The sequence below is a fragment of the Lysinibacter sp. HNR genome (assembly GCF_029760935.1).
Classification (GTDB): domain Bacteria; phylum Actinomycetota; class Actinomycetes; order Actinomycetales; family Microbacteriaceae; genus HNR.
The window spans coordinates 2,334,841-2,348,006 of record NZ_CP121684.1 but is presented as its reverse complement, the minus strand read 5'-3'; the positions used below and the strand labels follow the sequence as shown (position 1 = coordinate 2,348,006).

General features: G+C 57.9%; 10 protein-coding genes. 9 read left to right on the top strand and 1 reads right to left on the bottom strand.

The annotated features are described in order from the left end of the window. Window positions 1-83: 83 nt before the first annotated feature. The 8 genes from FrondiHNR_RS10740 to FrondiHNR_RS10705 all read left to right on the top strand — a co-directional run bounded on the left by FrondiHNR_RS10740 (window position 84) and on the right by FrondiHNR_RS10705 (window position 10,309). Window positions 84-1,292 (top strand): bifunctional 2-methylcitrate synthase/citrate synthase, encoded by a 1,209-nt coding sequence (locus FrondiHNR_RS10740; RefSeq protein ID WP_279352761.1) that lies wholly within the window; start codon window positions 84-86, stop codon window positions 1,290-1,292. A 193-nt stretch (window positions 1,293-1,485) separates the two neighbouring features. After that, window positions 1,486-2,217: a DUF2071 domain-containing protein gene (locus FrondiHNR_RS10735; protein WP_279352760.1), complete on the top strand. Its 732-nt coding sequence runs from the start codon at window positions 1,486-1,488 to the stop codon at window positions 2,215-2,217. Between the two features lie 199 nt (window positions 2,218-2,416). Beyond that, window positions 2,417-3,412, top strand: coding sequence for a S1 family peptidase (locus FrondiHNR_RS10730; RefSeq protein WP_279352759.1), 996 nt, complete (start codon window positions 2,417-2,419; stop codon window positions 3,410-3,412). 109 nt (window positions 3,413-3,521) lie between these two features. Further along, complete coding sequence (locus FrondiHNR_RS10725; RefSeq protein WP_279352517.1) at window positions 3,522-5,042, top strand: IS1634 family transposase; 1,521 nt, start codon at window positions 3,522-3,524, stop codon at window positions 5,040-5,042. Next, window positions 5,020-6,033: a hypothetical protein gene (locus tag FrondiHNR_RS10720; RefSeq protein WP_279352758.1), complete on the top strand. Its 1,014-nt coding sequence runs from the start codon at window positions 5,020-5,022 to the stop codon at window positions 6,031-6,033. The genes FrondiHNR_RS10725 and FrondiHNR_RS10720 overlap by 23 nt, the downstream gene beginning before the upstream one ends. Window positions 6,034-6,544: 511 nt before the next feature. Then, entirely contained in the window at window positions 6,545-7,975 is a 1,431-nt protein-coding gene (locus tag FrondiHNR_RS10715; protein ID WP_279352757.1) for a glycoside-pentoside-hexuronide (GPH):cation symporter, read from the top strand. Further along, entirely contained in the window at window positions 7,972-9,651 is a 1,680-nt protein-coding gene (locus FrondiHNR_RS10710) for a glycoside hydrolase family 13 protein (protein ID WP_279352756.1), read from the top strand. Before FrondiHNR_RS10715 ends, FrondiHNR_RS10710 begins: the two co-directional genes overlap by 4 nt. A 106-nt stretch (window positions 9,652-9,757) precedes the next feature. Next, window positions 9,758-10,309: a TetR family transcriptional regulator gene (locus tag FrondiHNR_RS10705; RefSeq protein ID WP_279352755.1), complete on the top strand. Its 552-nt coding sequence runs from the start codon at window positions 9,758-9,760 to the stop codon at window positions 10,307-10,309. 94 nt (window positions 10,310-10,403) lie between these two features. Here the strand turns inward: FrondiHNR_RS10705 and FrondiHNR_RS10700 are convergent, their stop codons facing one another. After that, window positions 10,404-12,197 carry a phospholipid carrier-dependent glycosyltransferase gene (locus FrondiHNR_RS10700; protein ID WP_279352754.1) on the bottom strand — a complete coding sequence of 598 codons (1,794 nt, stop codon included), beginning with the start codon at window positions 12,195-12,197 and terminating at the stop codon, window positions 10,404-10,406. A gap of 76 nt (window positions 12,198-12,273) precedes the next feature. Between FrondiHNR_RS10700 and rsmI the strand changes: the two genes are divergently transcribed. Beyond that, window positions 12,274-13,098, top strand: a complete 825-nt coding sequence (gene rsmI / locus FrondiHNR_RS10695; protein WP_279352753.1) for a 16S rRNA (cytidine(1402)-2'-O)-methyltransferase — start codon at window positions 12,274-12,276, stop codon at window positions 13,096-13,098. Window positions 13,099-13,166 lie beyond the last annotated feature (68 nt).

Genomic DNA, 13,166 nt, shown 5'->3' with positions numbered 1-13,166 from the left:
GACGCGGGCGGAAACGTACTAACTATCACCCCCCTGAGAGCCGTTGTTTCTGATCGGATACGCAACTTCCGAAGGAGTGTAACATGAGCGAAAACGAGAGCATCTCGCAGGTGCGCAAAGGGCTTGCCGGGGTGGTTGCAGACTACACCGCCATCTCAAAGGTTAATCCCGAGAGTAATTCGCTGCTGTATCGAGGGTATCCGGTTCAAGAACTGGCCGCTCACTGCTCCTTTGAGGAGGTAGCGTGGCTCATCTGGCACGGTGAGCTCCCGCAGCCGGAGGAGCTTGCCGAGTTTGAAAAGTTTGAGCGCTCCCTGCGAGCGCTTGATGATCGCACTAAGCGCATGATTGATGAACTGCCTGTTACAGATCATCCTATGGATGTGCTGCGCACCGCAGTGAGCCATATAGGGGCACTTGATCCCACCCTCGGGCATGAGCATGAGCATGAGCATGAGCATGAGCATGAGGGGGGTGCGGGTGCGAATCCGGGTGTGGACCCTGGATCGAGTGTAAACTCGGACGTCGATTTTAATCAGGGAAGGGCGGTGTACCTATTGGCTCAACTTCCCTCGATCGTCGCCTACGATCAGCGTCGTCGCCGGGGGGAGCCTCTCATAGAACCCCGCAAAGACCTGAACTACTCCGAGAATTTTTTGTATATGACGTTTGGCGCGGTGCCCGAGGCTCCCGTTGTGGATGCGTTTCGTGTCTCGCTGATTCTTTATGCGGAGCACTCCTTTAACGCCTCCACCTTCACCACGCGGGTTATCGCCTCAACTCTCAGCGATATCTACTCGGCGGTTGTTGGGGCTATCGGCGCTCTGAAGGGTCCCCTGCATGGCGGCGCCAACGAGGCCGTGATGCACGCCTTTGATGAGATTGGGAGCGCCGATCGGACCGAGCAGTGGCTTGCCGATTGCCTGGATCACGGAAATAAAATCATGGGATTTGGCCATCGGGTCTATAAAAACGGCGACTCACGAGTTCCCACCATGAAGGCGTCGCTCGATAACCTGGTTGAATACTACGGCCGTCCCGATATTCTTGAGCTCTACACCTCCCTTGAGACGGCGATGGCCTCGCGCAAAAACATCAAGCCCAACCTAGACTACCCTTCGGGCCCCGCCTACCATCTCATGGGCTTTGCGACGGAGGCGTTTACCCCACTATTTGCCGCCTCGCGGGTTGTGGGGTGGACCGCGCACTTCATGGAGCAGCAGAAACACAACTCGCTGATTAGACCGATCTCCGAGTACAACGGGCACGAGGAGCGGCATCTTTCACGCTAGGAGGGGTCGCGCCTCATGCGCTGTGCGGCGTCGGGTTAAAGCGACAAAATGGTAGCCAGGAGCTTGTGTGTGAGAGCTTCTGGGTCGTCGGCGGTCAGTATCAATTGCTGGATGAAAACTTCTCGTCTTCCCGTACACAAGAATATCCGCTTTAATACAGACTCCGCCGAGTATTTGCAGGCAGAATTGATTTATGTCACAGTCTGACGGTCATGAATATTCAAGGGGTAAGGGTTTTAACGGTCTGGTAGTAAGTCGCCAGACCTGGCAGGATCTCACTTTTCTCCACTGGCAAGTGCCCGTTGACCTGGTTTCGAAAATGCTGCCTCCGGGCCTTGAAGTCGATACTTTCCAGGGGAAAACCTGGGTGAGTGTTGTGCCGTTTGTGATGGCGGAGGTGCGTACAACGCCGCTGCCGCAGCGCTTGAAACACCCTCATTTTCATGAGCTGAATGTGCGCGTGTATGTTGTAGATCGTCAGGGAAATCAAGGGGTCTGGTTTGTGAAGATATGGTGTTCGAGCCTGGCGTTCACGTTCGAAGGACGAGCCGTTGGGTTGCCCTATTCTCACATGATCGGGTCATCGGCCGTGTCTCAACGCACGGCTGACTATGTGTTTGAGCGGTCTACCGATCCCCTTCCCATGACCTTTCGAGCAACACTCGAAGAATCGGAGGAGGCGACGCTTCGGGATTCGCCTCTGGAGGAATGGCTAACGGCCAGGTGGAACATGTTTGCAATCCGGTTTGGTCGTGTTTGGCGTTTTCCCGTTGAGCACGAGCCGTGGGACCTGCGCCCTGCCCGAGCCACATCGCTTTCGCTCGATCTGCCGGGTGGGCTATCGCGGCTGAACAAACACCAACCCGATCTCATTCACCTGGCAAAACCAGTGCACACGCGGGTGTTCTTTCCCCGCCGTGTTTAATCTGTTTTGTTCCTGATAGCGCGGCTACTCAGTGTACTGCAGCACTGGATCGGTCCGTAAGAATTGTTTTAATGGGAGAGTAGGCAGACTCTTCGAACGTGCCAATGTGATCTTGTGTACACCAGACCCGGTCGCACACCTTGCCTCCCTAAATGTCAAGACCATTAACGAGGGTTTTGGCCATCACTCAAGCAATGTTGTGGTTGGGGGAGCCGGCTACTTTACCGCTCCGGGATCAACCTCCACTACGGGAGATGCCTGTTCGGTAGGGTTTACCGCGTATACTCCGACGGGCGGACCCGCCGTGATCTCTGCGGGGCACTGCACCAATCTTTTTCAGAACAAAGAGGTGTGGCTGACGCTGCCTTCCGGGGACAGTGCCTACACGGGCAACCTCAGGGGCCCGGTTGAGCCCTACGCGGTTCTAGGCACCTATGGCTTCTCGCGATTCGGGTCTCCTAGCGACGGAATAGGCTCCGAAACCAAATCGAGTATCGATATTTCCGTTGTCAACGTGACCAATAACGCTCTCACGCTGGAGCCTTTTGTGACCAATTGGAGCACGGCCGGACAAAATAACCTTTCTCTTGCGGGAACACATATCACGGCTCTTGGTGAGGCTCAGGTAGGTCGACCCATCTCTAAGTCGGGTCGCTCCTCCGGGCTCACCGGCGCGAGCGCCGTGACCTATGTTGATGGTTGGGCCAACGTGTCCGGACATATCGTTTATGGCTTTGGGGTCGAGGGTCTCAAGTCAATTCCAGGGGACTCCGGTGGTGCCATGTTCCAGGGCACGACCGCCGTTGGTGTGGTGAGCGGGGGTGCCGCAGCTACCTTGACCTCGCCCTCTTTCGTGTGGGGAAGCGACCTGTCGAACGCGTTGCAATACACGGGCGGCTACACTCTTCGGCTGGCGCTCAGCGCACCGGTTATGACCTCGTTTGCGAATCACGCCCAGATCAACGGTGGTGCTACTATTTCCGGTACCGCCCCCGCTGGCTCAAAAGTTGTTGTAACCCCCAGTGGACACGCGGCATTCTCCGCGACGACTAACTCCCAGGGTGTATGGAGCTTTGCGGCCCCCCAGACCCCGCAGACCTACACCTTTGGAGTACATACAGAAAACGGGTTCAACAAGTCAAGCGTCACCACCTATAGCCTGACCGTTGCGGGTCCCGCTGCGCCCGTCACCTGAGTTGACCGTTTTTTGGTGGTCTTGCCTATTTTGGCTCGGGGAATGGCTTGTTTACGCGAGAGTAGCAGCACGGTCGGGGCACTAAGGGGGGTGTCTGTACCCTGGTTTCATGGGTGAATACGTACGCCGTGTGAAAACCGGGTCAGGTGCGACCGCGGTGCAGATCGTGTCGAAAACGCGCGGGGTGCGCAGCATTATTGAACATATCGGTTCCGCGCACACTGATCTGGAACTCGAGTTCATGGTCCAGACCGCGAAAACTCGCATCAGGGAACGCGCTCAGGCTACCGGTCAGACAGAACTCCAGATCGATACCCCAGCCGATCCTGCCGGGCCGCGTATCACGATGCAGCACTCTTACTCGCGTGTGCTCTACGACACTCTCGTCAGCGTTTACGACCGGCTTGGTTTCACTGATGCTGTGAACGATCGGGTATTTCGTGACCTCGTGATCGCGCGTATCATCGAGCCCTCTTCCAAACTCGATACGATCCGTATCCTTGATAATCTCGGACTCAAAGCGCCCTCGTATAGTGGCATTCACCGGTCATTGAACCAGGCCGCGAAGGGCAACTATCGTGATAAGTTCTCTGCTGCCTGCGTCGCGTTCCGGGGGACTGAGCACCTCACGTTGGTGCTCTACGACGTCACCACACTGTTCTTCTACGTCGAGCAAGAGGATGAGTATCGCAAGCCTGGTCTCTCCAAAGAACGCAGGCTCGAACCCCAGATCGTGCTGGGGCTTCTCGTTGACGAACACGGGTTCCCGCTGCAGTTACATTCGTTCGAGGGGAACACAGCTGAAACGCTCACTCTCGTGCCCGTGCTCGACAGGTTTCGGGCGCAGCATCCCGAGGTGACGGTGAGTGTTGTGTGTGACGCAGGTATGCTCTCCGCAGCGAATCTTCTCGCGTTAGAGACGGCTGGTTACTCGTTCATTGTGGGGTCCCGGATCGCGAAGACTCCACCTGAGGTTACCGAGTATCAACACGATGGTTCTGAACTCTGTGACGGGCAGGTATTTGAGTGTCGACAGTGGTTTGGTCAAGGTGAAAGGCGGCGTGAACGGCGGGTGGTGTATCAGTACCGTGAGAAACGTGCCCGTCTGGATCTGCGTAATATCGAGAAACAACTCGAGAAAGCGAAAAAGGTCGTTGCCGGGACCACGCCTGTGAAAAAGAGTCGGTTCGTGAAGATCAGTGGCGCAGCCAAGAGCATTGATCAGGTTTTGGTGGAATCGGCTAGGCAGCGGGCGGGGATCAAGGGGTATGTCACGAATCTACCTGTCTTAACGGTGAGCGCGCTGAGGGTGATTGATGCATACCATCAGCTCTTCAATGTTGAGGCGTCATTTCGGATGGCGAAGACTGACCTCAAAGCCAGGCCGATCTATCACCGGCATCGGGAGAAGATCGAGGCGCATCTCACGGTTGTGTTCTGCGCGATCGCGGTCTCACGGCATATTCAAGAAGCAACCGGGGTATCGGTGAAGAAGTTCGTGCAGCAACTTGCCCGGGTACAAGACGGGGTGATCAGGATCGAGGGTGTGGAGCATATTGTTCCAGCCGCGATACCGGCAGAAGTACGTGAGCTATTGACCCGGCTCGGTGACTCGGGCGCGGGGCACTAAACCGGTCAACTCAGGTACTATTTCCGGTACCGCCCCCGCTGGCTCAAAAGTTGTTGTAACCCCCAGTGGACACGCGGCATTCTCCGCGACGACTAACTCCCAGGGTGTATGGAGCTTTGCGGCCCCCCAGACCCCGCAGACCTACACCTTTGGAGTACATACAGAAAACGGGTTCAACAAGTCAAGCGTCACCACCTATAGCCTGACCGTTGCGGGTCCCGCTGCGCCCGTCATAACCTCTCCCGCCAACGGTTCCTCTGTTGTAACATCGCTCACGAGTGTCACCGGTACCGGGGCTCCCGGGGCCCGGGTCAACCTCACCGGTTCCGTGCGTGGAAGTGCTACCGTAGCGGCTAACGGCACCTGGCGTGTTCCGGCCTCTCTCGGTTACGGAACCTCCTACTCGATTACTGCCACCCAAACTCTCAACGCTAGAACATCCGCGCCAAACACAACTGTGTTCAAGGTGATTCCCAAGTCTCCGACGGTGAAGACCCCGCTTACTTCCCGTGTTGGGCAGTTTTTGGAGATCACCGGTGTCGGACTCACGGGTGCTACCGTGTCGCTTAGGATGAACGGTGAAGAACTCGCGGAAAATGCCGTGGTTGGAACACCCCCTGCTTCATCCAGCGGCGTTGGTACGGTGGCCAGCTTGAATGCTGAAGCCCCGGCCACAGATATTCTACTCCTCGGCGAAGAAGACGAAAGCGAGTGGAGTATCCTTCTCTCGACTAATCTTTCTCCCGGGGCATATGACATTGAGGTATTCCAGACTGTGGGGGGTGAGCACGTGTCCGAGGCCGTTGCGGTGACCTTCACCGTGGTAGAGACCGTCTCGGGCTCCGTTGTCTCGACACAAAACGTCTCGGGGTCGGGTGCTCTGGCGCAAACCGGTATTGGTTCTTCAGGAGTGTTGGTTGCGATTGCCCTTCTCGTGGGTGGTGTGTTTATCCTCGCCACGCGCACGATTTGTCGTCGCGAAAACAGCTAAAAGGTCGGTCTCAGGCAGGACCGTAATATCGCCTGTCACGATCGCGGGTACATGATGCTCGACCGTGTCTCAGGATCATTCCGGCCCTGATCGGCTCGAGTATCCGTATGAACAGTTTGGTTGGTGCCCCCTGTGTATTCTCGGACATACTGAAACATGACGATCCCCGCGAGCACAATCGTGAGGTGATCCTCAACCCCTCCCGTGCCCGGTGATAAATCGGGCGAGCTTTATGTCATCTTTCGCCACTCGTCCCATGCTGGTGGTTGAGGAGGTTGTTTTGAAGCGAAAATATAGGGCATTGCTGATGCACTGCCAATAGTGTACAGTCGTACATGTCTGCAGTGTACGAGTGTACACCGCAGACATGTACGTTGGGTTGTTTCTCGGTGCCGGTCTCGACCTTGCATTCACTGAATTGAATGTCCGCGACGTTGTAACGAGTGCGCGGCGTACTGTTTCATCTGTTAATAACGAGGTACCCTTGAAAACCTCGAAAGGATCGTTTGTGATGTCCAGATTCGGAGGCACGGCGACTACCCGTGTGCCCTTCTTCGAGAAGATTGCCTATTCTGGCGGAGATCTCGCTTTCAACCTCGTATACGTTGCGACCGGCACGTACCTTATGTTCTTCTACACGGAGATCGTCGGTATCCCGGCAGCCATCGTCGGAACAATGTTCCTCGTTGCCCGTTTGCTGGACGGGGTGTGGGATCTTGTGGTCGGAGTGCTGATGGAGAAGCTCAAGTCGCGGTTCGGCAAGGCGCGCCCCTGGATACTGTTCCTTGCGCTTCCTTACGGGGTAAGCGCGGCGCTGCTGTTTACCGCCCCGGATCTGGGTGAGACCGGCAAAATTGTCTATGCCTTTGTAACCTATATGCTCTCCGGCGTCATTGTGTACACCGCAATGAATATCCCCTACGGCGCGCTGAGCGCGCTGATGACCGAGGACGCCGCCGACCGCGGCCTCTTGAGCACCTACCGTATGGTGGGTGCATACGCGGGAGCTCTCATTGTTGCGGCGCTCACGCTGCCGCTCGTGGAGACCTTCGGCGGTGGTGCCGGTGCGTGGACGATGACGTTCTCCCTGTACGGCGGGCTCGCGGTTCTACTGTTCTTCATCGTGTTCGTCTTCTCTAAAGAGCGTATTGTTTCGGCGGATGCTCGGGCTCGAGAAGAGGGCTCCGATACTGCCGTGATGATAGCTGGGCGGCCATTTACGATCCGTGAGGGATTAAAATCGATCCTGCGCAACAAGTACTGGTTGCAACTTACCCTGTACGGTGTTCTGTTGCTAACCACGTACGGCCTGGTGGGGATTTACCCCTACTATTCTCAATACAGGCTCGGTGACGAGGACCTGTCAACGATGCTGTTCACATTCCGTACAGTCGTTGAAATCGCCGGTGTATTTCTTGCGATTCCGCTGGTGCGGTTGATCGGGAAACGGAATATATCAATGTTTGGGGCCATAGCCATAGTGGCCGGTCAACTGATAATCGCCGTTGCTCCATCCTCGCTTTCGGTCGTGCTGATCGGGCTCTCCATCGGCGGGGTGGGCGTCGGTGCGATGTTTGCCGTTCTGTTTGGGATGATTGGCGACACGATCGAGTACGAAGAATGGCGCAGCGGTATTCGCGCGGAAGGATTGGTTTTTGCCGGAGCGACTATCGGGCAGAAGATTGGCGGAGCTGTCGGTGGTGTTGCCATCGGTTGGACGCTCGGGTTTGGTGGATTCATCGAGGGAGGTGAGGCGACACAGCCGACATCCGCGATCACCGCAATCAGCTTCGTTTTCATCTGGTTGCCACTCATCTTTGCAATTGCGATGGCGGGCCTGTTGTGGTTCTACCGCCTCGACAAGGAATACCCGCAGATTCTTGAAGACCTGCGGCAGCGCCGCGCCGAGTCCGCCTACACTACTACGGAGGCAAACGCATGACCAGCCCCACTCAATCGGAAATCATCGCCCCGAGCGGAGGATTGATGTATGTTCCCTCCGCCGGCGCGGAATGGTGGCGGACCGCGGTGGTTTACCAGGTTTACCCACGATCGTTTGCCGACTCAAACGGCGATGGGAACGGTGACCTTCCCGGTATTACCAGCCGCCTCAGTTACCTCCGTGATCTGGGTGTAGACGCGATTTGGATCTCCCCGTTCTACCCCTCCCCCCAAGCCGACGGCGGGTACGATGTTGCCGACTATCGCGACGTCGATCCGATGTACGGAACGCTTGCCGACGCCGACGACCTTATCGCCACCGCCCACGATCTAGGGTTACGCGTGATCATTGACATCGTCCCGAACCACACCAGTGATGAGCACCCGTGGTTTCAAGCGGCACTCGTGGCCGGCCCGGGGTCGCCCGAACGCGACCGGTACTGTTTTGTCGACCATCACGGACTCCCCAACAACTGGCCCAGCGAGTTTGGTGGGCCGGCATGGACGCAGGTCGAGGACGGGCAGTGGTATCTCCACCTCTTCGATCGCAAACAACCTGACCTGAACTGGGAAAACCCCGAGGTACGCGAGATGTTTGCCGACACTCTCCGCTTCTGGCTTGACCGCGGTGTCGATGGGTTCCGTATTGACGTTGCCCATCACCTGATCAAAGCTCCGGGGTATCCCGATCACAAGGTTGACTGGGACGCCTATAATAGGGGTGTTCTCCCCACCAACGCGATGCCGTTTGCCGACCAGGATCGGGTACACGAGATCTACCGGGAGTGGCGAACGATTCTGGACAGCTACCCGGGGGATCGGGCGATGGTCGCCGAGGCCTGGGTTACCCCGCATGACAGGCTTGCCATGTACATCCGCGAGGATGAGTTCCAGCAGGCGTTCAATTTTGACTTCATGCGCGCGACGTGGGATGTTGACTCGCTCCGCACCCAAATTCTCGCCACACTCCGTAACGCGGACTCCGTGGGAGCGGTCGCAACCTGGGTGATATCAAACCACGATGTGATTCGCCCCGCTACGCGCCTTGTCCGAGTAGACCAGACGATGGCCCCGTGGATACTCGAAGCCACCGAGCCCGAGCCCGACCTCGAACTCGGTCTGCGACGAGCCCGAGCAGCCGCAACACTGATGCTGGCCCTTCCCGGCAGCTCCTACGTGTACCAGGGTGAAGAACTGGGCCTGCGTGAGGTGATCGAACTCCCCGCCGAGGCCCGCACCGACCCGGACTTTATCCGCGGTGGTGGCCACCGCCTCGGCCGTGACGGATGCCGCGTACCGGTACCCTGGGAGAAGGGCTCAGCGGCATTTGGTTTTAATAACACCGGTGCTTCCTGGCTCCCGCAGCCGATCGATTTTGGAGATTATGCGGTCGATCAGCAACTCGGACGCGACGACTCTACCCTCGAGCTTTACCGCATGCTGCTCAGCATCCGTCGACAGTACGAGCTCGGGAGCGCGACGTTTGAGTTTGTCGATCTTGGTGCGGATCTGCTCGCGTTTGATCTCATCAACGATCACGGGCGTACACGAGTTATGCTCAATCTCGGCACCGTTCCCAGGCCCATTGCCTCTGAAGCGCAGGTTCTTATCGCGAGTGTCGAGGGTGTCTCCGACACACTCCCACCGGACAGCGCCGCTTGGCTGGCGCTGTCGTGACGTGACGGAGGTGGCCGCCCTGACGGAGCCACCTCCGCCGCAGAGGATCGTGTAGGCTCGCACTATCTGGACCCAGAGAATGACGTAGCCGGGAGAGTCGAGGAATATGGTCAACCAGGTCGACGAGGGTCGCCGCGATCGAATCATTGATGCCGCTATGGAGTGCATCGCCGAGTTTGGGGTCGCGGGAACGTCGCACCGAGTGGTAGCCAAACGCTGTGGTGTCCCCCTGGGATCAATGACCTACCACTTCACCGGCATCGACCAGCTTATCTACGAAGCTTTTCATCGCTTTGCCCTGCAGATACTGGCCCTCGTTGAGACCAGGCTACGTAACGTGACGGGAGCCGAAGAAGCCATCGAAGCCGTCGTCTCCCTGATATACGATGATTTTGGAGCCGACCAGAACATTTATCCTCTCACCTACGAGCTCTACGCGATCTCCGCTCGCCGTGCCGAGTTTCGTCCCCTCGTACACGAGATGATTGATGCCGGTTATACCGCGCTCCGTGACCATTTTGACGATGAGGCTGCCCGGGCAATCAATACCTATATCGAAGGCGCATCCACGCACCACACTCTCGACACCGTTCCTCATACACCGGAGCAGGTCCGCCGCGATCTTGTGAAGCTCGCCGCATTTAACGACTCTGTGTGACAGCAATCACGGGCGCCGTGGTACGCATCGTGCATTTCGTCTGCGCTAACGGTTGGGACTGCTGAGGGATGAGCGACACGGCACCTCAGACGGCCTAGTTCCAACCGATCGATCCGCCGCCGGGCAGTGGGAAACGGGGGATCCAGATGTGCATCTGCCAGAAGAAGAAACTGGTGCGCTGTCCCGTCCACACCGGGTAAAAATAGATGCTCACGAGCGTGAACACCAGCAGAATCATGATGACCCAGTAGCGTCCTGCGGTGTTTTTCCCCGCGGTTTTTTGGTGTGCCAGCGGGCTCGGTTCGACAGTCAACGATGTCTCGATTGAGGACGGCCCAAGCCGGTTTCCCCCGGTGTGCGGGCGGAGGGGGCGGAAACGCCCGAGAATGCAACCCAGAGTGTAGGCGAGGGCAAGATACACAAAGGGTGCGTAGGCAATCGTGTAGAACTGGAACACCGCCGTGCGATCCCAGGTGAGCAGCCACGGCAGGTATCCGCTGGCGGCCCCAACAAGAATAAAAAAGGAGATGCCGTCTCGATAGCGCAGCAGTCGATAGACCAGATAGACGATGGCGGCGAGCCCCGCCCACCACAGAAGCGGATTGGGAAGTGAGCTGATTGCCTCGCTGCAGGTGGATCCCACACACCCGTCTTTACCCGGTTCAAAGGACTCAAAGTACATGCTGGTGGGGCGAAGCGCGAGAGGCCAGGTGAGCGGATGCGCCTGATAGGGATGCTCCTGCTGCAGATTCGAGTGCCACCCAAACATGGTCACGTGATAGTTCCAGAGGCTCTGTGCCCAGTGTGGCACCCAGGAGAAGAAGCCGGTTGCGGCGTTACCCGGCTGACCAGCCCACCCGCGGTTCCACCCTTCGGAGGTGAGGATCCACCCCGTCCACGTGGTGAGATAGGTGATAAACGCCACGGGAACCATCGCAATAAACGCTGGAATACCCTGTCGTACCACGGTGGCGCTAAACCACATGCTGAGGCCCGCTCGACGGCGCAGCACCAGATCGTATATCACGACGTACAGACCAAAGGCGGCAAGAAAATATAGTCCCGACCACTTGACCCCGGTGGCCAGCCCAAACGCGACCCCCGCGGCAATCAACCACGGCCTGTTCCACAGGACCGGTCCCCACTCACCGCGTGACCCCGGGGTGGGATGTTGACGGAGCCAGGACTGCCAGCGGCGAAGATATCTTTCCCTGTCGAGCACAACAAGCCACGCGCCCAGAAGGCCAAAGAACATCAGGAAGTTATCGAGCAGGCTGATCCGCGACATCACGATTGCGAGGCCGTCGATCGCCATGAGAAAACCGGCAAAAACGGCGATCAGGGTGGAGCGAAACAATCGTCGTGCCAGCATCATGAGGACAAAGACGGCGGCCACACCTATCAGCGCCGTGCTGATGCGCCAGCCCCAACCGTTGTCGGCCCCAAGAACGAGCATCCCCAGACCGATCAGCGACTTACCCAGCGGGGGATGCACCACATACGACGCGTCGGGAAGAACCCGAGCAAGCTCCGCCGAGCCAAAAAGTTCCCCCAGACCTTCCGGCCAGCGGGTGGGATAGCCAAAAAGAAGTTGACTGTACGCGTCGCGTACATAGTAGATCTCATCAAAAACCAGAAAATTGGGGTGCCCCAGATTCCACAGGCGTGCAATCGCCGCTAAAAGCGTGACACCCCAGATGGCATACCAGCCCAGCCTTCTCCGTTTCACCGGGTTCGTGGTCCAGCGCCTCACAAGCCAGCGCCAGCTCAGCAACCATCTTGCCACGGTTCCCTGAAGCCGTGCGAACCGCCGCGTGTGTGGTACCCGTCGCGAAATCTGCGACGTCTGTGGTGCGCGGTGTTCCGGCAGGGATTGTGGGATAGTCACGAACCTTATGTTAGCGTTCCCTCTTTAGAGGTCAGCACAGGGTGATACTCGTCCGTGGAGGAAGTAATCTGGGAGGATGATAATTCTTGCCGCCACACCAATCGGTAATCTTGGTGATGCCTCTCGTCGTCTTGTGGAGACGCTGGAGGGGGCAACCGTGCTTGCGGCTGAGGATACCCGAACCGCAGCGCACCTCCTGCGCTCGCTGGGCATCACCAATCACCCCCGAATCGTCAGCCTGCACGACCACAACGAGAGGGAGCGTGCGGTTACGCTGGTGGCAGAGGCTGCGGATATCGACATCGTTGTGCTGAGCGACGCCGGAATGCCCACCGTTTCAGACCCCGGCTACCACCTGGTTACCCTGGCCGCCGAGAAGGGGGTGCGAGTCACAGCTCTCCCCGGCCCCTCCGCGGTCATCACGGCGCTCGCGGTTTCTGGGCTGCCCACGGACCGTTTCTCTTTTGAGGGTTTTTTACCCCGCAAGCAGGGTGAGCGTCTTGCTCTGCTCACCGAGCTTGCTGCGGAGAACCGAACCATGGTCTTCTTCGAGTCGCCCGCCCGTCTGGCCTCCTCCCTTACCGATATTGCCGCGACTTTTGGCGGGTCTAGGCGCGTTGCCGTGTGCCGGGAACTCACCAAGATGTACGAAGAAGTCGTTCGGGGTACGGCCGAGGAGCTTGCCGAGTGGGCGGCGGGTGGGGTACGCGGAGAGATCTGCCTGGTTGTTGAGGGTGCGAGGCGCAGGTCGGTCGGTTTTGACGAGGCTGTTGCCCGTGTGCGTGAGCTGGTTGCGGAGGGGACGCGGCTCAAAGATGCTGCGGCTGAGGTCTCGGAACACACCGGCCACGGTAAACGTGATCTCTACCAAGCCGCACTTGACGCAAAACGACAGGCATGACAAACCCACCCAGACATACCTTTTGGGACTGAAGTCGAATAATATTAACCCCAGCGTGTAAACAGCAC

Excerpts from the sequence above, each read along its gene's own strand:
- FrondiHNR_RS10740 (WP_279352761.1), top strand. The coding sequence starts at position 84 with ATGAGCGAAAACGAGAGCATCTCGCAGGTGCGCAAAGGGCTTGCCGGG.
- FrondiHNR_RS10735 (WP_279352760.1), top strand. The coding sequence starts at position 1,486 with ATGTCACAGTCTGACGGTCATGAATATTCAAGGGGTAAGGGTTTTAAC.
- FrondiHNR_RS10725 (WP_279352517.1), top strand. The coding sequence starts at position 3,522 with ATGGGTGAATACGTACGCCGTGTGAAAACCGGGTCAGGTGCGACCGCG.
- FrondiHNR_RS10715 (WP_279352757.1), top strand. The coding sequence starts at position 6,545 with ATGTCCAGATTCGGAGGCACGGCGACTACCCGTGTGCCCTTCTTCGAG.
- FrondiHNR_RS10710 (WP_279352756.1), top strand. The coding sequence starts at position 7,972 with ATGACCAGCCCCACTCAATCGGAAATCATCGCCCCGAGCGGAGGATTG.
- FrondiHNR_RS10705 (WP_279352755.1), top strand. The coding sequence starts at position 9,758 with ATGGTCAACCAGGTCGACGAGGGTCGCCGCGATCGAATCATTGATGCC.
- rsmI (WP_279352753.1), top strand. The coding sequence starts at position 12,274 with ATGATAATTCTTGCCGCCACACCAATCGGTAATCTTGGTGATGCCTCT.